At 54.5% G+C, this 23,964-nt stretch carries 19 protein-coding genes and 1 other annotated feature; of the genes, 15 read left to right on the top strand and 4 right to left on the bottom strand.

The window, feature by feature from the left end; all coding sequences use genetic code 11:
* Positions 1 to 44 precede the first annotated feature (44 nt).
* The 4 genes from NST37_RS06505 (at position 45) to NST37_RS06520 (ending at position 3,541) form a co-directional block, all read left to right on the top strand.
* Positions 45 to 974, top strand: coding sequence for an LD-carboxypeptidase (locus tag NST37_RS06505; RefSeq protein WP_039071199.1), 930 nt, complete (start codon positions 45 to 47; stop codon positions 972 to 974).
* Positions 975 to 1,094: 120 nt separating this feature from the next.
* Positions 1,095 to 1,535, top strand: coding sequence for a Dps family protein (locus NST37_RS06510; RefSeq protein WP_024983133.1), 441 nt, complete (start codon positions 1,095 to 1,097; stop codon positions 1,533 to 1,535).
* 597 nt (positions 1,536 to 2,132) lie between these two features.
* Positions 2,133 to 3,068, top strand: a complete 936-nt coding sequence (coaA, locus tag NST37_RS06515) for a type I pantothenate kinase (RefSeq protein ID WP_003388075.1) — start codon at positions 2,133 to 2,135, stop codon at positions 3,066 to 3,068.
* A gap of 23 nt (positions 3,069 to 3,091) precedes the next feature.
* Positions 3,092 to 3,541: a DUF523 domain-containing protein gene (locus tag NST37_RS06520; RefSeq protein WP_003388074.1), complete on the top strand. Its 450-nt coding sequence runs from the start codon at positions 3,092 to 3,094 to the stop codon at positions 3,539 to 3,541.
* Positions 3,542 to 3,629: 88 nt separating this feature from the next.
* On the opposite strand, the gene NST37_RS06525 is transcribed toward NST37_RS06520, so the two are convergent.
* Both NST37_RS06525 and NST37_RS06530 read right to left on the bottom strand, forming a co-directional pair.
* Entirely contained in the window at positions 3,630 to 5,153 is a 1,524-nt protein-coding gene (locus NST37_RS06525) for a BCCT family transporter (protein ID WP_024983135.1), read from the bottom strand.
* 154 nt (positions 5,154 to 5,307) lie between these two features.
* Entirely contained in the window at positions 5,308 to 6,192 is an 885-nt protein-coding gene (locus NST37_RS06530; RefSeq protein WP_003388071.1) for a LysR family transcriptional regulator, read from the bottom strand.
* A gap of 133 nt (positions 6,193 to 6,325) precedes the next feature.
* Here NST37_RS06530 and NST37_RS06535 point away from each other — a divergent pair, with 133 nt between their 5' ends.
* From NST37_RS06535 to NST37_RS06555, 5 genes are all read left to right on the top strand, one after another.
* Positions 6,326 to 7,621 (top strand): NCS2 family permease, encoded by a 1,296-nt coding sequence (locus NST37_RS06535; RefSeq protein ID WP_024983136.1) that lies wholly within the window; start codon positions 6,326 to 6,328, stop codon positions 7,619 to 7,621.
* Between the two features lie 582 nt (positions 7,622 to 8,203).
* Complete coding sequence (locus NST37_RS06540; RefSeq protein ID WP_024983137.1) at positions 8,204 to 8,518, top strand: antibiotic biosynthesis monooxygenase; 315 nt, start codon at positions 8,204 to 8,206, stop codon at positions 8,516 to 8,518.
* A 198-nt stretch (positions 8,519 to 8,716) separates the two neighbouring features.
* Positions 8,717 to 10,090, top strand: a complete 1,374-nt coding sequence (locus NST37_RS06545) for a class II fumarate hydratase (RefSeq protein ID WP_024983138.1) — start codon at positions 8,717 to 8,719, stop codon at positions 10,088 to 10,090.
* Between the two features lie 237 nt (positions 10,091 to 10,327).
* Positions 10,328 to 14,746 (top strand): lamin tail domain-containing protein, encoded by a 4,419-nt coding sequence (locus tag NST37_RS06550; protein WP_339186459.1) that lies wholly within the window; start codon positions 10,328 to 10,330, stop codon positions 14,744 to 14,746.
* 185 nt (positions 14,747 to 14,931) lie between these two features.
* Positions 14,932 to 15,768: a helix-turn-helix transcriptional regulator gene (locus tag NST37_RS06555; RefSeq protein WP_031932209.1), complete on the top strand. Its 837-nt coding sequence runs from the start codon at positions 14,932 to 14,934 to the stop codon at positions 15,766 to 15,768.
* Positions 15,769 to 16,099: 331 nt separating this feature from the next.
* Here the strand turns inward: NST37_RS06555 and NST37_RS06560 are convergent, their stop codons facing one another.
* The gene (locus NST37_RS06560; RefSeq protein ID WP_251246951.1) at positions 16,100 to 17,812 is read right to left on the bottom strand and encodes a hypothetical protein; all 1,713 of its coding nucleotides are present in this window, start codon (positions 17,810 to 17,812) and stop codon (positions 16,100 to 16,102) included.
* Positions 17,813 to 18,111: 299 nt separating this feature from the next.
* Positions 18,112 to 19,098: a tryptophan--tRNA ligase gene (trpS, locus tag NST37_RS06565; protein WP_003388062.1), complete on the bottom strand. Its 987-nt coding sequence runs from the start codon at positions 19,096 to 19,098 to the stop codon at positions 18,112 to 18,114.
* A gap of 59 nt (positions 19,099 to 19,157) precedes the next feature.
* Positions 19,158 to 19,420: a binding site (T-box leader), on the bottom strand.
* Positions 19,421 to 19,562: 142 nt separating this feature from the next.
* Here trpS and NST37_RS06570 point away from each other — a divergent pair.
* The 6 genes from NST37_RS06570 (at position 19,563) to NST37_RS06595 (ending at position 23,945) form a co-directional block, all read left to right on the top strand.
* Entirely contained in the window at positions 19,563 to 20,111 is a 549-nt protein-coding gene (locus NST37_RS06570; protein ID WP_003388061.1) for an HXXEE domain-containing protein, read from the top strand.
* A 128-nt stretch (positions 20,112 to 20,239) separates the two neighbouring features.
* On the top strand, positions 20,240 to 21,538 hold the full coding sequence (locus NST37_RS06575) for an ArsR family transcriptional regulator (protein ID WP_171506188.1): 1,299 nt from the start codon (positions 20,240 to 20,242) through the stop codon (positions 21,536 to 21,538).
* Between the two features lie 72 nt (positions 21,539 to 21,610).
* The gene (locus tag NST37_RS06580) at positions 21,611 to 22,081 is read left to right on the top strand and encodes a hypothetical protein (protein WP_003388058.1); all 471 of its coding nucleotides are present in this window, start codon (positions 21,611 to 21,613) and stop codon (positions 22,079 to 22,081) included.
* Positions 22,082 to 22,225: 144 nt separating this feature from the next.
* A complete protein-coding gene (locus tag NST37_RS06585) occupies positions 22,226 to 22,501 on the top strand; it encodes an autorepressor SdpR family transcription factor (protein WP_003388057.1) in 276 nt (91 codons plus the stop codon).
* Positions 22,502 to 22,506: 5 nt separating this feature from the next.
* Complete coding sequence (locus NST37_RS06590; protein WP_003388056.1) at positions 22,507 to 23,154, top strand: SdpI family protein; 648 nt, start codon at positions 22,507 to 22,509, stop codon at positions 23,152 to 23,154.
* Complete coding sequence (locus NST37_RS06595; RefSeq protein WP_003388055.1) at positions 23,151 to 23,945, top strand: CPBP family intramembrane glutamic endopeptidase; 795 nt, start codon at positions 23,151 to 23,153, stop codon at positions 23,943 to 23,945. The genes NST37_RS06590 and NST37_RS06595 overlap by 4 nt, the downstream gene beginning before the upstream one ends.
* The last annotated feature ends 19 nt before the right edge of the window (positions 23,946 to 23,964 follow it).

The raw sequence follows: 23,964 nt of genomic DNA on the forward strand, positions 1-23,964 counted from the left end.
CTCTATCCTCCCGGCGCGAGTCCATACTGAGAGGAGAAAACGGGATGAGAAAAGGAAAAGCACTGCAGGTCGGAGATACGATCGGGCTCACGGCACCGTCCAGTCCTGCCACCCCGGAGGTTTTGGCCAAGGCGCAGTCCGATCTGGAGGCGTTGGGGTTTCAGGTGAAAGTGGGCGAGAGCTGCCGTCAAACATACGGAGGCTATCTCGCAGGGCACCCACAGCTTCGCGCAGAGGAGATCAACTGCATGTTCGCCGATCCGGAGGTAGATGCGATCATGTGCCTGCGGGGCGGATACGGTACGCCGCAGCTTTTGCCCCTGCTTGACTACGATTGTATCGCTGCCAACCCCAAGCTGTTTATCGGCTACAGCGACATCACGGCCCTGCACACCGTGTTTATGCAGGAAGCGGGTCTTGCCACCCTGCACGGCCCGATGGCCTCTGCGGGAATTGCCAGCGAGCTGGACCCGTGGTCGCGCGATTATTTGCTCCGGGCGATGACCTGTCCCGATCCGCTAGGCGAGATCATCAATCCCGAGGGAGAGGAGATCAGTTGTCTGGTCGGCGGCGCGGCTTGCGGTCCGATCGTGGGCGGCAATCTTTCGCTGGTCGCAGCTTTGGCCGGTACGCCTTATCAATTGGACACGAGGGGCAAGCTGCTGTTTCTGGAGGACGTGGACGAAGAGCCGTACCGTATCGACAGAATGCTGATGCAATTGGCGCTTGCCGGAACCTTCGAGGATTGCGCCGGAATCATTATCGGTACGTGGGAAAACTGCGTTCCGAAAAAACGGGATGGCTTTTCCGTTCTCGATGTCTTCAAAAATATCGTCGTGCCTTATCGGAAGCCGACGATCTGGAATTTACAGGCCGGGCACGGCGCTTGCAATATCGCTTTGCCATTCGGCGTGCAGGCGCGATTGGATGCGGATGCGTGCAAACTGGTGATCGAAGAGGCTGTGACGAGATGACACTTGATCACCCATTCTGGAAGGTATAATCATTTGCTCGGGGCGAAAGACTACTAGTTGTCTGTAGATGTTTTCCTGAAGTGTAGACACTATCCACTACCCCGAAAGGATGAATGACAAATGAGCAACACCCTGCACGGCATTTTAAACAAGCAGATCGCCAACTGGTCCGTTCTGTACATAAAGCTGCACCATTATCACTGGTTCGTGAACGGGCCGCACTTCTTTACGCTCCACGCCAAATTTGAAGAGCTGTACAACGAAGCAGCCGGCTATGTGGACGAGCTGGCGGAGCGCCTCCTGGCAATCGGCGGAAAGCCCGTCTCGACGATGAAAGCCTGTCTGGAGGCGGCCAGCCTCGAGGAGGGCAAAGGGGGCGAGTCCGCCGAGCAAATGGTGCAAGCTGTAGTCGCCGACTTCCAAACAGTCATCCGCGAGCTGGAGGAAGGCATGTCTGTGGCAGAAAAGGAAAATGACGAAGCCACCTCGGATATGCTTCTGGAAATAAGTTCCAGCCTGCAAAAGCATGTATGGATGCTCCAGGCGTTTCTCGGCAAATAGGAAACAAATGCAGGTATTCAAAACACGAACCGTATAACGCCAACAATACGATTGACCTAGCAGCCCGTCAGCCTACAAACGGCGGCGGGTTTTTCCCTTTCTCAGCAAGTCTTGCCAATCATGCTTTCACGCAATTCGGCAATCTTTACTGGGAACCATTGTCCTCAAGAAAAAAGCGAAATAAGCGAATGAAACCAACTGCTGTAGAGATGAAAACGGGAGGAAATGCAAAGGTCTTTGGGACACATCCCAGGCACCAGGCCAAATACGGAACACTCCTTCAGCGTCCAACCTGATTTGCCTCCTGACTCATCCGCTTTTGGACGCGGTTCCGCTTTTGGCCTGGTGCCGGACAGTGCTGCCTCCAAGCAGTGTCCTACCGAACCTGAGTATTTTCTCCCGTTTTCATCTCTTCCACAAAAGCCTGTCCAACCGCCATTTTCTCCCAAGCAACATAGTTCCGCCAATCCGAACCGGCAAGCCAAAGTGCAAACGGATTGTTCCCAAGAGAAGACACAGGTGTTACACTATGGAAGGAATAAACGAGGAATAAACGGCAAGACAGCATACCGAACGAAGAAAGGATGTACAACTCCGATGGCATCGCCTTATGTTACGTTCAGTCGCGAGCAGTGGAGAGGACTGCGGGCATCCACGCCGCTGACCATTTCCGATGAAGAACTGGCCTGTTTGCAGGGGTTGAATGAAAAACTGTCCCTGACGGAAGTGGCAGACATCTATCTACCGCTTTCCCGGCTGCTAAATCTGCATGTAGGAGCCACACAGGAGCTGTATCAGGCCACACATACATTTCTGGGGAATCTGGAAAAGAAAGTGCCGTTTATCATCGGCATCGCCGGCAGTGTTGCAGTAGGCAAGAGTACAACAGCCCGAATTTTGCAAACGCTTTTATCCCGTTGGCCCAATCACCCCAAGGTGGATTTGGTGACGACCGACGGTTTTCTCTATCCGAACCGCATTTTGGAAGAGCGCGGATTGATGAAGCGCAAGGGATTTCCCGAAAGCTACAACACCCGTCGTCTCGTTTCTTTTTTGTCTGACGTCAAATCGGGAGTTTCCGAAGTGGCTGCTCCTGTTTACTCCCATCTGGTCTATGACATCGTGCCGGACGAATGGCAGATCGTGCGGGAGCCGGATATTTTGATCGTCGAAGGACTGAACGTTTTGCAAACCCCGCTCGATGAAAATCAGCGGAGGCTGACGGAGGTATTCGTCTCCGATTTCTTTGACTTTTCCATTTACGTGGATGCGCAGGAGGACTTGATCAAGAAGTGGTACATTGACCGCTTCAAGCTGCTTCGCCAGACGGCTTTCTCCGACCCCGCATCGTATTTTAAACGCTACGCCAGCTTGTCCGATACGGAAGCTACCCAGGTTGCGACCAGCATTTGGAATGAGATCAACGGTATCAACCTACGGAAAAATATTTTGCCGACTCGCGGACGTGCCCGCCTCATCCTGGAAAAGGGAGAGGATCATATGATACAAAAAGTGAAGTTGAGAAGGCTGTAATCTCCCGGTAGGAGTGGTTGCGAATGCAAATCGTGAGCGCCTGTTTGATCGGCTGTAAATGCCGCTATGATCAAGGGGCATGCCTGGATGAAACGATTGAAAATCTGTTGAAGGAAGGCAAAGCGATTCCTGTTTGCCCGGAGCAGATGGGCGGTTTGCCTACGCCCCGTCCGCCGGCCGAGATCATTGGGGGAGATGGGTTTGACGTCTGGGAGGGCCGCGCCAAGGTTGTCGATAATACGGGCCGAGATGTCACGGAGGAATTCAAGTCTGGAGCTCTGCAGGCGCTGCAGCTCGCCCGGACGGCAGGAGCAGTGTCGGCAATCCTGAAGGAAAACAGTCCATCCTGCGGCAGTTCAAACGTGTACGATGGTACGTTTACCGGACGGAAAAAAGCAGGCGTAGGGGTAACAGCAGCACTGCTTATAAAAAACGGGATTAACGTTCGCTCTGAAATGAGCCGTTCCGAATAAAGAACCGGATGCCTTTTGGGCATAGACAAAGATGACCTGTTGATTGCTTATGTCAATCGACAGGTCATCTTTGCGTTTGGGATCTTTCCTACAGTTGCTCAAGCAGCCGCCTGAGCTTCTTTTCCTGCTCCCGCCGCTTTTTCCTCATCGCGCGATCCTCTTCCTGCAGCGCTCGCAGCAAAGAGAAACACATCAGGGTCAAAATAACCGCAAAGGGCAGCGCAGCGACGATAGATGCAGTCTGCAGTCCTTCCAGCCCGCCGCTTAGAAGAAGGACGACAGCGGTAGAGGATTGGAGAATACCCCAGGTTATTTTTACCGGATTGGGCGGATCCAGCTTGCCGCCCGAGGAGAGCATCCCCAGGACGAATGTGGCGGAATCGGCCGAGGTAATGAAGAAAATGATAATCAAAAGGGTGGCGACCACCGACAGGATCATCCCCATCGGGAGCTGTTCCAGCGTAATGAAAAGAGCGCTGGAGACGTCCTGCTTTACCGCGTCGCCGATGGGGGCGTGCTCGTAGATCTCCAGATGGAGAGCGGTTCCTCCGAAGACAGAAAACCAAATAAAACTGAGCACAGTCGGCACCAGAAGGACGCCGATAATAAACTCCTTGATCGTTCGGCCTTTGGATACCCGGGCAATAAATGTGCCGACAAAAGGCGCCCAGGCAATCCACCAGGCCCAGTAGAACAGCGTCCAGTTGGCGATCCAGTTGCTTTCGGTAAAAGGCATAAGCCGCATGCTCATGGAGACGAGATTTTGCAAATAGCTTCCCAATGTGTTGGTAAAGTTGTCGAAGAGAAAGGCGGTCGGGCCAAAAATCAAAGTGAGCAGCAAAAGGGCCAAGGCCAATACCAGATTGGTATTGCTCAAGATTTTGATCCCTCTGTCCAGACCGGAGGTAGCAGACCACAGGTACAGGACGGTAATGACGGCGATAATCGTTATCTGGACCGTGATATTGCTCGGAATCTGGAAAAGATGGCTCAATCCGCCGTTGATTTGCAGCGTTCCCAATCCGAGGGAGGTTGCGACTCCAAAAGCGGTTGCGATCACGGCGAGAATATCGATCAGCTTGCCGATGGGACCGTTTACCCTGTCACCCAGAAGGGGGTAAAACGTCGAGGAGATCAAGCCTTTTGCGCCTTTGCGATACTGGAAGTAGGCCAGGGAAAGGGCGATGACGGCATAAATCCCCCAGGGATGAAGCCCCCAGTGAAAAAAAGCGTACCGCATGGCTGTACGGGCCGCCTCGGATGTTTCGGCTTCAACGCCGACGGGCGGGGAAAAATAGTGGGACACAGGCTCGGCGACGCCCCAAAAGACAAGCCCGATTCCCATACCAGCGCTAAACAGCATGGAAAACCAGGTAACCGCCGAATACTCCGGCTCGTCATCATCGTCCCCGAGCCGAATCTGGCCGTATTTGCTGAAGGCCAGGAAAATGCAAAAGACGAGGAAAAAGAAGGTAACCAGAAGATAAAACCAGCCAAAATTGGAAGTCGTAGCATGCAGGACATTGGTCGCTGTTTCTGTAAGCTGAGACGGTGAAAAAAAGCCCCAGAGAACAAACAGCAGCACCACCGCCAATGAGATGGCAAAGGTCATGGGAGCCCTCCTTTGTCGGACTTTGCGAGATGAAATGCAATGTCAGGAAGCCGAAATCGAAAATGGAAGATATCAGTGGTATAGAATCCCACGAACCGGGCTTGTTTATCCTCTGTGGCTAAAAAGAACCATCTCGTTTTCACATGCGGGCCGATTATTGCTCCGGAATCGGAGCAAACATCTCGATGAAATGGCGTGCTGCCTTGGAGAGATGGCGTTCCGTCTGCCAGACGATGGCGGACGACGAGGTGATCGAGGTGCCAGTGATCTCCAGACGGCTGATATTGGCGTTTCCCTGCGTCTCCCAAGCAGAGCGGGGGACGATCGCAGCGGCAACCCCGGCCCCGACCATACTGACGATCAGCGAGAGGTCAGGACATTCACAGATCACATGCGGAGTCACGCCCAGGCGGCCAAATTCCTTGACCAAAAGCTCATAGATGCCGAGTCCGGGCGTACTGGGCATGATCAAAGGGTGGTCAGCGATTTCCCGCATATGGATACTATCTTTTTGGGAGAGCGGAGAAGAAACGGGAACGATCAGGACAAACGTTTCCTCCAAAAGCGGGATTGTCGTACAATGCGCCAGCGAATGGGGGAGCCTGACGATGGCGACTTCGACCGTTCGCTGCTCCAGCCATTGGCTGAGAAGCTGTGTGTCTCCTTTCCACACCTTGTAGGTGATCAACGGATAGCGCTCCCGAAACTGGCGGATTTGCTCGGGCAAGCGGTAGGAGGAAAGGGCGCTCACGCCGACAGACAGAGTCCCGCGAACGCCTTCGCCCGTTTCCTTCACCTCGGATATGGCTTCCTCCATCTGGTGGACAAGATTTAATGCCTGCTTGTACAAGGTGACGCCCGCTTGTGTCAGCGCGATTTTTTTTCCAGAGCGCTCGATTAGCTCGACACCCAGCTCCTCTTCCATCTGCTTTAATTGCTGGCTGAGCGGTGGTTGGGCCATACGCAAGCGTCTGGCTGCTCCGGTGATTTGGCCTTCTTCTGCGATCGCGATAAAATAGCGCAATTGACGAATATCCATGAGTCTGCCTGCCTTTCATATGTAAAACGTATGATACGGAGATAAAACAAATATTTTTTATATCGATAGAGCTATGTTAGCATATGTTTCGGAAACTTACATGAGCAACAACAGAGAGAAAGAAGGGACATATGTGCGAAGTTTGTTGGAGAGGATATTTCATCTGCAAGCGAGTCAAACCACTGTAAAAAAAGAAATAATGGCCGGTTTTATCGCCTTTGTCACGATCGTGTATATCGTCGCAGTCAATTCCTCCGTTTTGGAGGATGCCGGCATCCCGCTCGAAGCCGGCATTCTGGCGACTGTGCTGACCGCCTTTATCGGATCGATCCTGATGGCTTTTTGGGCCAATGCCCCGATGATTTTGGTCCCTGGGATGGGGATCAACGCCTTGTTTACGTACACGCTGTGCAATACGATGGGCTTGCCATGGCAGGAAGCGCTGGCCGCTGTTTTTCTGTCGGGGGTCATCTTTGCCGCCATTGCCTTTACGGGAGCGGCAACCGTGCTGTCCAACGCCATTCCCGATTCGCTCAAGGAAGCGATTACGGTTGGAATCGGATTGTTTCTCACCTTTATCGGGCTGCAAAAAGGCGGCCTGGTCGTGACCAATCCCTCCACCTTTGTAGCGCTCGGTGACCTTTCCCATCCACAGGTATGGGTTACGCTTGCGACTCTGCTATTGACGCTTGTCTTGTTTGTCCGAAACGTCCCCGGAAACTTTTTGATCGGGATCGCCGCAGGTACAGGAATCGGCTGGCTTGCCGGATTGGTTCATCCGGGACAAGGCATGTCCGGGATTTCCTTTGATTCCTACGGTGAGGTGTTTGCCGCATTTTCGTTCTCGCACATCGCAACGCTTCCGTTCTGGGTGGCGACGTTCTCCTTGGCGATGGTGATCGTGTTTGAAAACATCGGCCTGGTTCACGGACATACGCAAATGGCAGGACAGCCCGAGAAGTTTCGCCGCAGTCTGCAGGCAAACGCAATTTCGTCCGCCTTGTCCGGCATCCTGGGCACCAGTCCGACGGTTTCGACCGTGGAGTCTGCTGCGGGAATCGCAGCGGGAGCTCGTACTGGACTAGCTTCTCTCGTCACGGGAGTGCTTTTCTTGCTGTCGCTGCTGTTCTTGCCGGCCATCAAGCTGATTCCGGACAGCGCGATCGCTCCGGTATTGATCATCATCGGGGCGTTGATGCTGCAAAACGTGCAGAACATCAATCTCCGCGATTTTTCCGAGGGATTTCCCGCTTTCCTCATCATTGCCCTGATTCCCCTGTCTTACAGCATCGTTGATGGGATTGCCTTCGGATTCGTCGCTTATCCGCTGCTGAAGGTAGCATTGGGGAAAAGCAAGGAAGTGCCCGCGCTTTTGTACGTCGTTGCAGGGTTGTTTTTGCTCAATATGGTACTGCCGATGCTGACTTGATAGGCTGCTGCACGGCTGCTGTTAAAAACGTCTCGGACTTCCTGTGGAAAGCGAGACGTTTTTGCTTTCTTTGTAATTCTAAATATTTACAAAAACGATTATGGTAGAGAGAAGGGATTGAAATAAAAACAGGGATGTGGCAGAGCTATGAGAAAATCCTTAACTACAGGCTGCGCTATAGCGCTTTTGATTGTTCTCGCCGGACTTCTAAAAAACGATTACCAATGGATTATGACCTGGACATTCTATTCGGCTGCCATTCTGTTTACACTAGGTGCGCTAGTCAGCTTCTCTTCGCTTCAGTCAACCGCCGAGCCACCGGCCTATTTTCAACAGCCCCAGCAAGAGCACAAGGACAACAAGAGCAGGATCAGGTGGACATCTTTCTTCTTTCTTACGGCATTGCCAAATTTGTTTGTATATGGCGCATTTTATTTCTTTTCAACGTAAAGGATAGGCCCTGTGCGAGTTCCCGGGCGGGAAGTGTAAGCTGCCCGGGTTATTTGTTGACAATGATAATCTTTATCAACTAAAATGAAGACACACCATATTTTTTCAATTGTGCGAAGAGGAGTGTGCTTCATGTTTATAGAAACGAAAACGATTACGGTCAAGGAAGGGACCTCCGATCTGGTCGTGAACCGGTTCAGCCAGGCGGGAGAGATTGAGAAGTCCGAAGGCTTCATCGATTTGAGCGTTCTTGTTAAAAAGGTGCGCAGAGGAGACGAGGAAGTAATCGTCATGATCCGCTGGGAATCGGAAGAAGCGTGGAAAAAGTGGGAAACGAGCGAAGCTCATCTGGAAGGCCACAGACAGAGCAGAGGCAAGCCCAAGCCGGAGCATGTGATCAGCGTCGCACACGGCGTCTACGATGTAAAAGCGGTCAAGAAAGCGTAAAACAGCGCGGGAGCCCGTTCAGGGAACACCCGCGTTTTTCTATGTCCTTTTCCTCCTCAAGCTTTGCCAAAACGATCCCAAAAGCCCCTCCATAAGCTGCAAGCTCCCAGAAGCCAAACATATCATGAAATGCTGCTGGGAAGAATAGGGTGTGCATCATAGAGCGATCGCAAAGGAGGGTCAACACCAGTGGACAGCATGTCAGTACGTATCGGAAGAGACTCCCTGGGAGAGGTGAGAATCCCTGCAGATGCCCTGTACGGCCCGCAGACACAGCGTGCTGTCGAAAATTTTCCTGTCAGCGGACTCAGGCTGCCGCGGGCTTTTATCCGTGCGCAGGGACTGATCAAGGCTTCCGCGGCTCATGCCAATATGACCTGCGGCCAGCTGGATGAACGGAAGGCCAGGGCCATCATCCAGGCGGCAGAGGAAGTGATCGAGGGAAAGTGGGACGGCCAGTTCGTCGTCGACGCTTTTCAGGCGGGGGCGGGAACCTCGCAAAACATGAACGCCAACGAAGTGATTGCCAACCGCGCGACCCAGCTTTTGGGCGGACAAATCGATCAGATGCTTGTGCACCCGAACGATGACGTCAATATGGCCCAATCTACCAATGACACGATACATGTCGCGATCAACATCGCCGGTGCAGAGCTGGTCCAGCACGAGCTCTTGCCTGCGTTGGACCGTACGGTAAAAGTGCTGTGGGCAAAGTCCGAGCAGTTTATGGGGATCATCAAGGCCGGGCGCACACATTTGCAGGATGCCGTCCCGATTCGCATGGGACAGGAATTTTCCGGCTACGCGCAAAGCTTTGCAAATGCACGTGAACGCATCCGGCAGACGGCTGAGCGGCTGTATGAGATCGGACTCGGCGGAAACGCTGTCGGCACCGGGATCAATGCCCACCCGCAGTATGCCGAGCTCGCCATCGAGGAAATTGCCAGACGAACCGGCCTGCCTTTTGCCCAGCCGCGCAACCGCTTTGCCTTTATGCAAAATACGGCTGCCGCTCTGGAGGTTCATTCTGCGTTAAAGGAGCTGGCCGTGCACGTCATCAAGGTGACCAGCGACCTGCGTCTGCTGAGCTCCGGTCCCCGCACCGGCCTGGCTGAGGTTCAATTGCCCGCGGTGCAGCCCGGCTCGTCGATCATGCCGGGCAAAGTCAACCCGGTGATGCTGGAGATGTCGTACATGGTGGCGGCACAAGTCATCGGCAATGACGCCACGATGACGGTGGCGGGATGCGGAAGCCAGCTGGAGATCAACGTCATGATGCCGGTGATCGGCTACAACCTGCTGCAATCCATCACGATCCTGAGCAATATGCTGGATGTGCTGCGGGAAAAATGTCTGGAAGGGCTGGAAGCAAACGAAGTCCAATGCGCCAAGTGGATGGAAGCGAGTCTTTCTCTGGTGACGGCGCTCAACCCGCTGATCGGTTACGACAAGGCAGCTGCTCTGGCCAAGCAAGCTTTTTCGGAAAACAAGACACTTGTGCAGGTCATCCGGGAAGCAGGGCTCTGGTCGCCGGACATTGAGGAGGCGCTAAGGCCGGAAAAAATGGTTTGACCGATGCAGCATGGCAACGTGCGACGGAAGCGGTGCAACGGAAGAAAGTCGGGGCAGGCTGCATCATGCGATAGTGCTACAGTCATAGCCGTCTGAAGCCAGAACATGGCTTTAGGCGGTTTTTTGCTGGAAACAGGAGGAGTGTACAAATCTTTGCGTAAAATTTACATAACATTTAGACAAGTTCTATAGAATCAGGATAAGAACCGCAAAAACAATCAAGGAGGGAAGTACACGATGAATCCGTTGATGAGGAAGGGAAAACGGAGCTGGCGTCACCTGGTGCTGGCCGCAGTGCTCATGATTGCGACAGTGCTGCCGTTCGGACTTGCGCCAAAAGCCGAGGCCGCTGTCGCCGGGCACGTAGTGATCAGCGAGATTTACGGCGCTGGCGGGAACAGCGGGGCAACTTACCAGCACGATTACGTCGAGCTGTACAATCCGAGCGGACAAGCCGTTTCGCTGAACAACTGGTCCGTTCAGTACGCCGCTGCAGACAGGGAAAATTGGCTCGTAACGCCGTTGTCGGGCAGTATTTCCGCCCACAGCTACTACCTCGTCCGGCTGGCGAGCGGCGGAGCCAATGGAAGTGCCCTCCCCAGCGCTGATGCGACCGGCGGCACGAACATTTCCGCCACGCGAGGAAAAGTAGCGCTGGTCAGTCATGCGACAGCGCTTTCCGGCAATCCCGTGACTGATCTGGCCGTGATCGATTTTGTCGGCTACGGAACGGCAAATGCGCACGAGGGAGAAAGCCCGGCCCCCGCTCCTTCGGCTGCGAAAAGCATTGTCCGGAAAAGCAGCGAGTCCGGATTCGTGCCCGGGAAAGGCAGCGCCTGGGATACGGATCATAACGGCGCTGACTTTCTCGCCTGGGAGCCGCAGCCGCAGAACAGCCAGAGCTCCCCGGAAGAGCCGGGAGAAGGCGGCGGAGAGCCGGGAGGAGAGGTGCCGGAGGTCAAGCCGATCAGCGAGGTGCGGACGTCGTCTTCGGGAACGCTTGCATCCGTCCAGGGCATTGTCACTGCCGCTTTCGAAGCTGGCGGCAAGACGAACGTCTTTCTGCAGGACGAGACGGCGGGCATGCTGGTGCGTGCGGCGGGTCTCGGCAATATCGTTCGGATCGGCGATGAAGTCCGGGCAACCGGGAAAGTGAATGATTACTACGGGCTGCCGCAGATCGAGCCGGCCAGCACAAGCGATGTCGTGATCGTACAGGAGAACGCGGGCGTCCCCGAGCCGCAGGAGGTCATCTCGACAGACTTTAGCGCTGCAGCCGGGGAACAGTTCGAGGCCGAGCTGGTCACAATCAAAAATGTGACCGCAGGCGCAAGGGACAGCAAAGGGAATGTCACTTTGACCGATCCGCATGGGGCCTTCATTGCCAAGCCGTACGATGCTGCTCTGCTCAAGCCGGGGGCGTTTTACGAACGCTTGACCGGGGTCGTCACCTACGATTTTAACGAGTATAAGCTGGTCCCCCGCTTGGCCGAAGACGTGATCGGCGATGGTGGAAGCCAGCCGGACGCCCTGCGCATCCGCGACATTCAGGGCAAAGGGCACCGTTCTCCGTATGAGGGAGCAAACGTGTCCCGCGTGGAGGGCATAGTGACAGCAGTGGTAAACGGCAATTCGGGAACGGTCGGGTTCTACATGCAGGACCCTGAGCCGGACAACGACCCTCGCACTTCGGAAGGCATCTATGTCTACGAACCGGGTGCAAATGTCCGGGCGGGCGACAGAGTAGAGGTCAGCGGAGCGGTCAAGGAATACGTCAGCAAGAGCCGGGAAGCGACCGACCTGACGCTGACGGAAATCGACGCCGCTTCCGTAGCAGTCAAGGAGAGGGGCTTGCCGCTCCCTGCTCCGGTCGTTCTGGGCGAGGGCGATTATCCATACCCGAAAACGGTGATCGACAATGACAGCTTCTCCCTTTTTGATCCCGAAGAAGACGGCATCGACTTCTGGGAAAGCCTGGAGGGAATGCTCGTTCGGGTCGATCAGCCGCGCGTCGTAGGGGCGACCAAGACCTTTGCCAATCCGCCGAGTGTGGAATTCGTCATTCTCTCTGACAAGGCGAATCCCGATAAAGAACGCACTCCTGCCGGAGGTATCCCGATTGCGGCAGACAATTACAATCCCGAGCGAATTACCATTGCCGACAAGCTCGTTGCGGGAGCTCCCGAGGTCAAGGTGGGGGATGCGTTCGCCGGGCCGATCGTCGGGGTGATCGACTACAGCTTTGCCAACTTCAAGCTGTACAACACGGAGCCCCTGCCTGCCGTCGTAGATAGCGGCTACGAGCGGGAGGTGACCACGCTCGAGCCTGCCAAAGACCGCTTGAGCATCGCGACGTACAATATCGAGAACTTCTCCGCCCGGGACAATGCCGACAAGATAAACGGAATCGCAGAATCTATCGTTCACAATCTGAAGCAGCCTGACATCGTGGGCGTAGTGGAGATGCAGGACAACAACGGACCGGAAGACAATGGCGTGACAGATGCCAGCCAGTCGGGCCAGGCGCTGATCGACGCCATCGTGCGTGCAGGGGGAGCAGCATACCGCTACGTTGATATCGCTCCGGAGAATAAAAAGGACGGCGGACAACCGGGCGGCAATATTCGCGTCGGCTTCCTCTACAATCCAGAACGTGTCAGTCTGGCGGACCGTCCGGCGGGTGATGCGGTGACAGCCGTACAGGTCGAAGCGGAACAAGGGACAGCACGCCTTTCCCATAATCCTGGACGTATCGACCCTCTCAATCCGGCCTTTCATGAAAGCCGCAAGCCGCTCGCTGCCGAGTTTATTTTTGACGGCAAGCCGGTGTTTGTCATTGCCAACCACTTTAACTCAAAGGGCGGAGACGATGCTCTGTTTGGCGTTAAGCAGCCGCCTGTCCTGGTCAGCGAACAGCAGCGTGTCGAGATCGCCAAAGTCGTCAACGGCTTTGTCAAACAGATTTACGAGGCTGATCCCGAGGCAAACGTCGTCGTACTGGGAGATTTCAACGATTTTCAATTCTCCCGTCCGCTGCAGGTGCTCGAAGGAGACGAACTGACCAACATGATAACCACGCTGCCTTTGAGCGAACAGTACACGTACAACTATCAAGGCAACGCGCAGGTGCTGGACCATATTCTCGTAAGCAACCATCTCGCCGAGAAAGCCAAGATCGACATCGTTCACATCAATGCCGACTTTACGAAAGAGGACGGACGGGTGAGTGATCATGATCCGGTGCTGGTGCAAATCAAGGTATCCGGTTCTGACACGAACCCCGGAGATGTCACGCTGGAGAAGCAAAAGGCGTTGAACAGGCAAGCGGCAAGGGAAATTCTCTCGGCTGCAGATGAGGAGAGCGTCCTCAGCCAGGCAGACCTTGCAGGAAAAAGCCTGCAAAAGCTGATTGGAGCGGAAAGCGTACAGGCTGAGGACAAATGGGCAGCTATCGAGGATACGATCCAGACCGTACTGAAGGCAGTCGTCGAGCAAACAAAAAGAGGGATCGTCGACGAGAGCACGCTGTCGGCACTCACAGCGGACTTCCTGCAACGGGCTTTTGAGCCTGCCATTCGCTCAGGAGCCCTGACAGACGATGAAGCTGGCCAACAGGCGCTTGGGGCCTTGCAGGCTCTCCTGGGGACAGTCGTTCTGTCCATTGACGAGGATGAACGGACAGTCGACCTGCTGGAACAACTGCACTCTGTTGCCGAAACATTGCTTGCAAAGGCCGGCGTCATTGCTGTGGAGCGGGGCGAGGAGCTGGATGCCGGGGACGAACAGGTGAAGCTTGTTCTCTTGGTACTGGAAGCCCTCGATAAGGCGTTCGATGACAGGGACGAAAAAGTCGGATTCGAGCCATCCTTGTCCATACAGGTGCTGAAAGCGGATGAGGAAAAAGACCAATCCGAAGCTGCGGTCACGCTCGGCAAAGAGGTGACGGAGCGATTGGCCGAGATCGAAGCGACCGCCCGTCTGGAGGACGCCAGCGGAGCATGGGTGCTGCTGTCAAAAGACGCGATCGACAGCTTCGAGGGCGAGCGTCTGGGCATTACAGTAGAGCCGTCTGATTCTCCCGAGGCCCCTGCAGCTTTCAAGGCGGCAAGCGAAGTATATACGTGGGAGCTTAAGGTAAACGGAGAGCCAGTCAAAAGCCTTGACGAAGGCGCCGCCATGCTGGGAATTCCCGTGAAAACGGAAGTCTCGCGGAATGTGAAGGTGTTTCTGTATGAGAATGAAAAATGGAAACCACTCACAGACAAAAAAGGCAATCCGGCAAGAGTAACCCTGACCCATGATGTCGCCGTATTTACGACGGAAAAGGCGGGACCTCTGGTGCTGGGAGAGGAGCAAAAAGAGCAGGAAAAGCCGCCGGTGGTGCGGGCCCTGATCGTCAAGGATCGCAACTACAAGCTGAAGCCCGGCGAGGAAGCACAGCTCCAGGTCACAGCCAATCTGGGCAATGGCGGAAAACACGATGTGACCAGAGACGCCCAGATCGAGTATGTATCGGATCATCCCGAGCTCGTCGCCGTCAGCGACGAAGGATTGATCCAGGTCTCGGATTCAGCCAAGGACAAGGACAAGGCCGTGATCACGATTACCTACGGGGGCAAGTCAGTCGATGTCCAGGTCAGTGTGAAAAAGAAATAGAGTGGGAAACGCAGAGGGTGTCCCAACGTCTCGCGCAGACGGAGGGGGACCCTTTTTGCTGTCAAAGAAGGCACAATGAACGACTACCCCAAACGCTAGACAATTTGGACAATTTTTGCGGAGTGTGATAGAAATGGGAGAGAAACGATTATACTGAAAAATGGGAAAATGGAGGCGGAAACCAAGTGACGGATCATCACAATGAATCACACACCGAAACGGTTACACAAGTCATCGGCGCCATGCAAAATCAAATGGATGATTCCTCCACGACTCTGAACAAGCTGGCGAAAATCGCGATGTACAGCCCGTTCCATTTCGACCGCATGTTCAGATCGGTCACCGGCGTCCCGCCCCGTCAGTTTTTGGCTGCCCTCCGGATTGACCGGGCCAAGGAATACCTTGCGACGAGCGATTTGCCCATTACGGAAATCGGACAGCGGGTGGGGTACAGCAGCTTTGGCACGTTTTCCACCCGTTTTGCCAAGCTGGTCGGCATCTCGCCGCAAAAATTCCGCCAGCATATGGACGTCTGCAAGGAGCGTGTACGAAAGCACTACGAGAACGAAAGAGAAGCCGTTTGTCCGCCATCGCCTTCGGTCGGAATCAGCGGCAGTGTATGGGCCCCTGACAGCTTTGACGGCTTGATCTGTATCGGGCTTTTCGCCAAGCCCATTCCCATGGGTACGCCAAAAGCCTGCACGATGGTGTTTCAATCCGGCTCCTTTTGGCTGCCACCGGTTGCCGATGGGACCTACTACCTGCTGGCGGCGGCGTTCACTTGGGATGAACCGCTGATGGAGTATTTCCTTCCCCGCAACAATCTGCGCGGAAAAGCGGCGGGAGCCATTCGCGTGAAAGAAGGGCAGTTCTTTGGCGACACCCGGATTTTCCTGCGGCCGCCAAAGGCGTATGACCCACCCGTTCTCGTCTCTTTGCCCCTTTTGATCACGCGATTTTTGGACGAGGCCGAGCGTCTGCCAGACGACGGAAACAGACAAGAGGCCATCGGTGCAATCTGACTAGAGGACTTTAAATAAGCCCGTGAAAGACCTGCAGTTGTAGAGATGAAACGAAAGAGAAATAAGCAAAGGTCTTTGGGACACCTACCCAGGCGGAATGGAAAAAGCGGAACACGCACTTAGCGTCCAACCTCTGAGACACCCCCAGAAATCGCTGCTTTTGGACGCGTTCCGCTTTTGGAGTGGAGCCGGCCAGTCCACTCCCCCGGCAAGTGTCCCACCGTACCCTGAGCGTTTTCTCTTTCGTTTCACTCCTCCCCGAAAGCCCGATCCAAGCGCTTTTTCTTCAAAGCCCGACTAAAGCAAATTTCTTTAAACCCGACTGAGAAGCCTACTCTTTCGCTCTCTGCCAATACTCATAAGCATGAACCGCATTCCCCTTGTAAGAAGAATGCTCCTCCAAAAGCCCGGGAAGCATGTCCAACTGCCGCCGCATTTCCGCTTTTCCCTCCTCGTGGAAAGAGACATAATCCCCCTCATGGCTTTCCTTCATCTCCACAGCGATGATCATCTCCTTGCCGAGTTCATTGGCAAACCGCAGCTCATCCTGGACAATGGCGGCAATCCCTCCTGCACCCTCGGCGCGGTCGCGGAAAGCCATCAGCGTGATGTGGTCGTGCTGCTCAATCATCCATTTGCTGAAAGACGTGTCAGGATCGCCTGGCACGTGAAAGCGGTCCAGCCAGACTGCAAGGTCGCTGCTGGTCACGAGGCTGCCGCCGCCTTCCTTGCTTTCGGACACGAACGCTTCGATATTGCTCATCCACTGCTTCAATACGCCCTCCGGATCTTCCCGCCAAAGGGGGAGGACGTACGGCTCGATGTCCAGATGAATGCCGCGGAACTGCTCTTCGGGTGCGGCACTCCTGTTGTACGCTTTTACGTAGCGGACCAGCCTCAGCATTCGTTCCCTGTTTGCCTCCAGCGCCCATACCGGGTGGCCGCCCATCGCGTGGACTTCGATACCCGCCGCTGCCGCTTTTCCTGCCAGTTCGCGGTATGCCTCGAAAGGCTGCTCCAGATCGAGCCGGACATACAACAGGTTGATGCCTTCCTGTTTGGCAAAGGAAACGATTTCATCCGCTTGGGTAATGGCTACATCCGCATGCCACACGTATGTACCGAGCAAAGGCTTGTCGTGAGGCAGCGGCTGGATAGGCGGTGTTTCTGTCTGGTTCAGACTCTGCCAGTAGCGGTAATCATGAACGGCTGTTCCGGCAAAAGAAGGGTGCTTGCTCAGTCGTTTCTCCACCAGGTCTAGCTGCCGCTCCATGACCTCAGGCCCTTCTTCGTAAAAGGAAGTGTGCCGCTGGCTGGGCATCTCCTTTACGTTTACCGCGACGAGAACCTGTTTTCCGAGCCGATCCGCTATGCCAAGCTCATCTGAGACCAGCGCCTCGATCCCGTTGGGTCCATCCACACTGTCTCGATAAGCCATCAAGGTAACGTGGTCGAATGTATCGATCATCCATTCGCTAAGAGTGGTGTCCGCAACCCCGGGTACAGGGATGTTGTCGAACCAAACGGCGAGATCTGTGCTTACTTCCAGCGCCGGATCGTTCCGGGCTTGCTCGACGAAAGCTTTCATGTTGGCCGTCCACTGCTTCAGCACCTCTGCTTGATCGGTGTTCCACTCGGGCAGGAGGTAGGGCTCGATGTCGAGGTGCACCCCATCGATTCGTTCTTTGGCGTCGGCCTCGCTGTTGTAGCGCGATACCCAATCCAGCAGGTCCAGCATGCGTCCGCGGTGGCTGGCAAGAGCCCAGGCGGGGTGTCCTCCCAAGGCGTGCACTTCGATACCGGCTGCATGCGCCTCTTGCAGAAACGGGCGATAGTAGTCGAACGGCTTTTGCCTTTCGATGCGAAGATAGATCGTGTTGATGCCGTTTTGCTTGGCAAATCCGAGAATGTCCTGCCGCTTGGCATCGATCAGCTCTGCTTGCCAAATCCACGTCGCTTTTTTGGTTTTGTCGGGAGAGGAAAAGCCGAAGAGAATACTCGCTGCTACACAGAGAAGCACGTACAAAAACCGGGACTGTCTCATCATTTTGTTCCTCCATCAAAAATGCGTAGTAGGCTGTCATCAGGTGAAGTTCTTGCCGTGTCGGCCGAAACGAATAAGAGTCTCGGCAACAAATTTTTACCATCGTAGTACAGGGAGGCAATGGCTCACAAGCACAGAAAAGACTAGTTTCTTGTGAAAAAGAACCCAAAGAGCAGACGGAACAAAAAAACAGGGCCGACCCTCCCGGATCGCCGCGACAGCAGTCACGGCGAAGGAAAAGAGGGGCAGCCCTGTATCTGAATGATTCAATCCGGTTGTCGTATACGGAAAATGGTCTATTACAGACGGGCCATGCCCATCGCTTTCTCTGCCTTGTACAGCATCTCGTTTGCCACATCTGCCGCTTTTTTGGCGCCAGCGGTGAGAATATCGTCCAGCTCCGGCGAACCAAACAGCTTGTGGAAGCGATCCTGGATCGGTTTCAGTGTTTCGACCACTACTTCGGCCAGTTCGGTTTTGAACGCTCCATATCCTTTGCCGTCATACATGGCTTCCAGCTCCTGAATCGATTTGCCGGAGCAGAGGGAGTAGATGGTCAAGAGGTTGGAAATTGCCGGTTTGTTCTCTTTGTCGAAGCGGATCGAGCCTTCGGAATCCGTCTGCGCCCGTTTCACCTTTTTGACGATGGTGTCGGGATCGTCCAGCATCGAGATGAAGCCGCCCTGGTTGGGGTCGGACTTGCTCATCTTTTTGGTGCCGTCCTGCAGCGACATGATGCGAGCGCCGACCTCGGCCACCCGAATGTCCGGAATTTTGAAGACTTCGCCGTAGCGGTTGTTGAAGCGGGCAGCCAGATCGCGGGTCAGCTCCAGATGCTGTTTTTGATCCTCGCCGACAGGGACAAAATCGGTGTTGTACAAGAGGATGTCGGCTGCCATCAACGGCGGATATGCCAACAGGCCGCCCGGGATCGATTCGCCCCGTCCCGAAGCTTTGTCCTTGAATTGTGTCATGCGCTCCAGCTCTCCGACGTAGGAGGTGCAGAGCATGATCCAGCCGAGCTTGGCATGAGCAGGAACCTCGGATTGAACAAACAGGGTGACCTTCTCAGGGTCCAGGCCGACAGCCAAATAGAGCGCGGCCAGACGGCGCACATTGTCCTTCAGTACGGCAGGCTCTTGCGGCACGGTGATCGCGTGCTGATCGACAATGCAGTAAAAACAGTTGAATTCATCCTGAAGCGGCACAAAGTGCTTCATCGCTCCAAGATAGTTGCCTAGCGTGAGGATACCGCTGGGCTGAATGCCGGAAAAAATCGTTTTCATGTCAACATTTCTCTCCTTTCCAAAATGGGAACGAAAAATAAAAAAGGTCCATTCGTCCGAATAGGGACGAATGAACCGTGGTGCCACCCTTGTTATTCCGGGCAAACACAGACCGTGCTTGCGTGGAATCTCTTTACCCGTACCAGTGATACGGTGCCCGTTGTAACGTGTGGACTATTCACGCCAGAGCCTACTGCCGGTAAGCCCGGGTTCGGTCTGGAGCTCGGAAGCCCATTCAACATCCATTTGACACTGATTCGCACCAACCATCAGCTCTCTTAAGTCTCCTGTGATGTCTACTCTTCTTCCTCATCGCCGAGTTGTCATCCTTTGAGGAGTTATTTTACTCTCAACTGAAAAAAAAATCAACCGGATTATTGACAGCAAGATTCATCAGGTATAAAACTAACTCATAAGTTATATAACTCAAAAGTTAGTTTTAAGGAAGTAAAGGGGGAAAGGACATGATTGCGTGGCTTGATTCCATATGGGAGCTATCCGTTGTTTTATGGCTGCTGCCGATCGCTTTTATTTGCCACGATCTGGAGGAGATCATCACGGTAGAAAAATGGCTGGCCGGAAACAGGGAACGAGTGCTCAAGGTGCTTCCGCCCAAAGCAGCCCGTTTTTTAGAGCCGTCCCTGTCGATGAATACCGCGCAGTTTGCTGCCGCAGTGGCCTGTATCTTTCTCGTCATCTCCAGCGCTACGGTATTGGCAGTGACAACGCTGTCGACCGGAGCTTATTTGCCCTTTTACCTGGTGTGCGTGCATGTCATGTTCCTGCATGTCTTTACCCATGTGGGGCAGTCGATCCTTCTTGGCAGCTATACCCCCGGAGTTGTGACGGCGGTAGTGGTCATATTGCCGTACTCCTCGTACGCCTATTATCGCCTGCTGGCATCGGGAGCGGTCAGTTGGGAGCTGTTGTTTTCCACCCTGCCGTTTGTCCTTTTGATCATCCCGGTTTTGTTCTCGGCTCACTGGCTAGGCGAGCGTCTGGTGAAGCAATAAGCGATTATCAATATTCATTGTCCATTGTTTATTGTTCATTGGTCTTTGACTTGATTCCCTCTCAGCCGCAAATTTGCTATGGTAAGAGGAAGGATAAAAAGACTGCCAGCACGAAAGAGGGAGCTTACTTGAAGCTGCGTTTGGGGATCATGGGAGCCGATGATTCACTGGATATCATCCGTTCCGTCGTAAATGACTATGCCGAGATCGAATGCCTTCCCATTGTTTATTGGACGGAAGAGGAAATTTTTGACCTGCTCGAGCCTCATGTGGGCCAGGCGGACATGTGGCTGTTCTCCGGCCAGGTGCCGTATTCCATGGTAAAGGAATGGGGCAGGATCAAGACGCCGATGGCCTATGTTCCGCATATCGGCGCCAGCCTGTACCGGACACTGCTCTATATTTCTCACGAGAAAAGCATTACTGTCAGCGAGCTCAGCTTTGATACGTTTTCGTCTGACGAGTTTTCGCGTTTGCTGGAGGAGGCGGGTCTTTCCACTTCCCGAATCTGGCTGAAATCGTACGCGGGAGCGATTCATGCAAGCGAGCTGGCTGACTACCACGAGACGCTGTGGCGGGAAGGCAAGACGAAGGCGGCCGTCACTTGCCTGCGAACAGCCCAGATGGAACTGGAAAGACGCGGGGTGCCGGTTTACCGCGTATTGCCGACCCGCGCAGGCGTAGAGGCCGTCCTCAGTATGCTGCTGCGGACCTATGAAATGCTTCAGTTCAAGGATACGCAGATTGCCGTCCAGATGATGGAGATCGATTCGTTCAAAGGCTTGACCAGCGGAACATTTTCTACAGACGAGCTGTACAATCTGGAGATCAAATCGACGGAAAAGCTGCTGCGCTACGCAAAGCAGCTGCAAGGCTCCCTGAAGATTGCGGGGCCGGGCCGGTACGTCATTTTTACGACAAGAGGCATCCTGAGAGACTTTACCCGTGACTTTGTGGCGGCTCCCCGCCTGGAAGAGCTGTCGGGCATCCAGGACGAGATGGTCACCTGCGGCATCGGGATCGGCAAGACGGCCTACGAAGCGGAAATCCACGCAGGAACGGCGCTGCTCCACGCCAAGGAGAGCGGACCGGGCTCCTGGATGGTGTTCTTCGACGACAAGCGAATCGCCGGACCTCTGGGGAAAAGCGAGCAAATTACGTTTAGCGGCGCTTCCGGCCAGCTCCAGGAGATCAGCCGGCAGACGTCGCTTAGCGTACAGACGCTCAGCAAGCTTCAATCGATTTTGAAGAAGCGCGGCTCGGCCGAGATCAACGCGCATGAGCTGGCCATGCACATGCAGATCATGCCGCGCAGCGCCCGCCGCATCCTGATCGAGCTGGAGACGAAGGGTATTGCGACCGTCGTCGGAGAAGAGAGTCCGCATCCGCGAGGAAGGCCGCGAAAGGTGTATCGGATCGAGCTTTGAGAGAGAGTTTGAGCGTGTTTTTGAACAGGTCCTCACGAGACTTTCGGCGGAAAGAGGAAAGGGGGAACGAGGGTGGGCACGTGGAAGGGGAGCAAGTGGCGGCGTTTTGTCAGTTATTTGGCGTATTCGATTTTCTGCGGCATTCTTATTTTGCAGATGCTGCGTGTGCAAGTTCTTCTCCAGGAGCAGGTCAGAGTGACATTTAAGTCGATGCCGCTTCTTGTCTACTCTGCGTTTTTTCCTGTCATCATCGGGATATTGCTCGGGATACCCGGCTTTGTCCGCACCTGCAGACAGCCAGCGGCCTGGAGCTTTGACTGGGTGAAATTCATTGCTGTCGGAGTCCCGTCTCTGTACGGTTCGCTTTTTATCTGGCTGTATTTTTCTCCTGTCGGAAGCAATTTGCCATTTGCTTCCACCGTACTGGGCTTCGGCGGTTCGACTTTCCCGGCGATCTGCGGGATCGTTTTCGGCTATATACTTATCGGGTGTTTTCGGAAAGCGGAACGGAAGGATGCGAAGCAGAGCGCGCCAATCTCTTAAACAAAAAACAGATGCCATTTCCTGGAGGAACAAAACAGCGATTGACAACAGCCGAGAAATGGCATACTTTTAAATTAGATATTTAGATGATTGTCTAAATGTCTAATAACCAAGATTTTATGTTCCCAAAAAGGTCGTGGTTTTGTGAATGATACCTTTAAAGCGCTGGCTGACCCTACGCGCCGACAAATCATCCGGCTGTTGAAGGAGAGAGATATGACAGCAGGCGAAATCGCCGATCACTTTGCCATGACAAAGCCCAGCATCTCCCATCATCTCAGTTCATTGAAACAGGCGAAGCTGATTTTGGATGAGCGGCAGGGGCAGAACATCGTGTACTCCTTGAATACGACAGTTGTGCAGGATGTCATGGGCTGGTTTTTGGAGATTATTGGGGACCGGAAACCTGAGAAGGAGTGAAAGGCATGAATCAAGCGGTCAGTATCATGATCCTGTTGGTACCCATCCTCATCGGATTGTTTACGTACAAGGACTTGCCCGAACAGATGGTCATCCACTTTGGGCCGGGCGGGGAGCCGGACGGTTTTCAAAGCAAAGGAACGTTCTTTTTGACCTACATTCTGATCAGCATCGTGATTTTTGCAATCGTTGCATATACCCGCAAAATTGACCCGAAGAAGCAAAATTACGAGAAATTCGAGAAAGCGTACGGCATCATCCGGCTGCTCACCGTCCTGATTTTGAGTGCAGCCTTCAGCCATCTGCTGGCTTATAACCTCGGGATGCGGGCGATAGGCGCGGACGTATTTGCCAACCTGATCATCGGGGTCCTCTGGCTCGTGATCGGAAACTATCTGCCGCAGGTGAGAAGCAATTATTTCATTGGAATCAAAACGCCATGGACACTGGCGAGCGAAGAGGTGTGGCGCAAAACCCACCGGATGTCGGGGCCGCTCTGGGTAATTGCGGGACTGTTTGCGATCTTGTCGGCATTCCTCCCTGCCATGCGTGACGCGAGCTGGCCGCTGCTGGTCGTGATCGGCTTGTCCGTCGGGGTACCGGTCATTTACTCTTACATGGCGTATCGCAGGCTGGAGGGGACGAAGGGATGAAAAGTGGAAGCATGCACGGCTACCCCTCATACGGCAAAGCATATGTGCCCCTGTTTGTTGCCGGACTGATCGGCGTGATTGCACTCGTTCCCACATCTGTCAGGCAGCTTCAAAATGTGCCCGGATTGCCTGACATGCCGGTAGCGGTGCTGGCCGCTCTGTCCATGCTGCAGCCTCTGATCCTGCTGGCGATCTCGGTTGCTGTGGGAACATGGCTGGCTCCACGGGTCGGGCTGACATCGCTTGTCGCCGACAAGGCGACGAAAGGCGAGCCGTTTTGGAGCCGATTGCGTCCGCAGATGCCTGCTGCCATCGTTTTTGGCATCGCGGCAGCGGTCATTTTGCCTCTGCTCGACATTTTCTTTCAGCCGTGGCTGCCCGCAAGCCTTGCGGGCGGGGCGCCTCCGCGGGATCTCTCCTTTACCATCAGCGCCATGCTGTACGGAGGCATTACGGAAGAATTGCTGCTGCGCTGGGGCATGATGTCGCTCCTGGCGTGGCTCGGCTGGCGCCTGTTCCAGCGGGGGAGAGAGATTCCGGGAGCTGCGGTTATGGTCACCGCTATTGTCATAAGCGCTCTGCTGTTTGGCATCGGACATCTGGGAGCGGTGGCCGTCCTCGCTCCGCTTACGCCTATGCTGATCATCCGTACCATCCTGCTGAATGCCGTGGGCGGAATTCTTTTCGGCTGGCTGTTTTGGAAGCATAGCCTGGAAGCAGCCATGGTCGCCCACGCGGCGGCACATGTCGTGATGACGCTTATGGCGCTTGTGCTTGCTGCTCTAGGATGATTTTGCCTGCGGAAGGGCT

The organism is Brevibacillus sp. FSL K6-6036, assembly GCF_037964015.1.
GTDB classification, from domain to species: Bacteria; Bacillota; Bacilli; order Brevibacillales; family Brevibacillaceae; genus Brevibacillus; species Brevibacillus borstelensis.

Excerpts from the sequence above, each read along its gene's own strand:
- NST37_RS06505 (WP_039071199.1), top strand. The coding sequence starts at position 45 with ATGAGAAAAGGAAAAGCACTGCAGGTCGGAGATACGATCGGGCTCACG.
- NST37_RS06510 (WP_024983133.1), top strand. The coding sequence starts at position 1,095 with ATGAGCAACACCCTGCACGGCATTTTAAACAAGCAGATCGCCAACTGG.
- coaA (WP_003388075.1), top strand. The coding sequence starts at position 2,133 with ATGGCATCGCCTTATGTTACGTTCAGTCGCGAGCAGTGGAGAGGACTG.
- NST37_RS06520 (WP_003388074.1), top strand. The coding sequence starts at position 3,092 with ATGCAAATCGTGAGCGCCTGTTTGATCGGCTGTAAATGCCGCTATGAT.
- NST37_RS06525 (WP_024983135.1), bottom strand. The coding sequence starts at position 5,153 with ATGACCTTTGCCATCTCATTGGCGGTGGTGCTGCTGTTTGTTCTCTGG.
- NST37_RS06530 (WP_003388071.1), bottom strand. The coding sequence starts at position 6,192 with ATGGATATTCGTCAATTGCGCTATTTTATCGCGATCGCAGAAGAAGGC.
- NST37_RS06540 (WP_024983137.1), top strand. The coding sequence starts at position 8,204 with ATGTTTATAGAAACGAAAACGATTACGGTCAAGGAAGGGACCTCCGAT.
- NST37_RS06545 (WP_024983138.1), top strand. The coding sequence starts at position 8,717 with ATGTCAGTACGTATCGGAAGAGACTCCCTGGGAGAGGTGAGAATCCCT.
- NST37_RS06550 (WP_339186459.1), top strand. The coding sequence starts at position 10,328 with ATGAATCCGTTGATGAGGAAGGGAAAACGGAGCTGGCGTCACCTGGTG.
- NST37_RS06560 (WP_251246951.1), bottom strand. The coding sequence starts at position 17,812 with ATGAGACAGTCCCGGTTTTTGTACGTGCTTCTCTGTGTAGCAGCGAGT.
- trpS (WP_003388062.1), bottom strand. The coding sequence starts at position 19,098 with ATGAAAACGATTTTTTCCGGCATTCAGCCCAGCGGTATCCTCACGCTA.
- NST37_RS06570 (WP_003388061.1), top strand. The coding sequence starts at position 19,563 with ATGATTGCGTGGCTTGATTCCATATGGGAGCTATCCGTTGTTTTATGG.
- NST37_RS06590 (WP_003388056.1), top strand. The coding sequence starts at position 22,507 with ATGAATCAAGCGGTCAGTATCATGATCCTGTTGGTACCCATCCTCATC.
- NST37_RS06595 (WP_003388055.1), top strand. The coding sequence starts at position 23,151 with ATGAAAAGTGGAAGCATGCACGGCTACCCCTCATACGGCAAAGCATAT.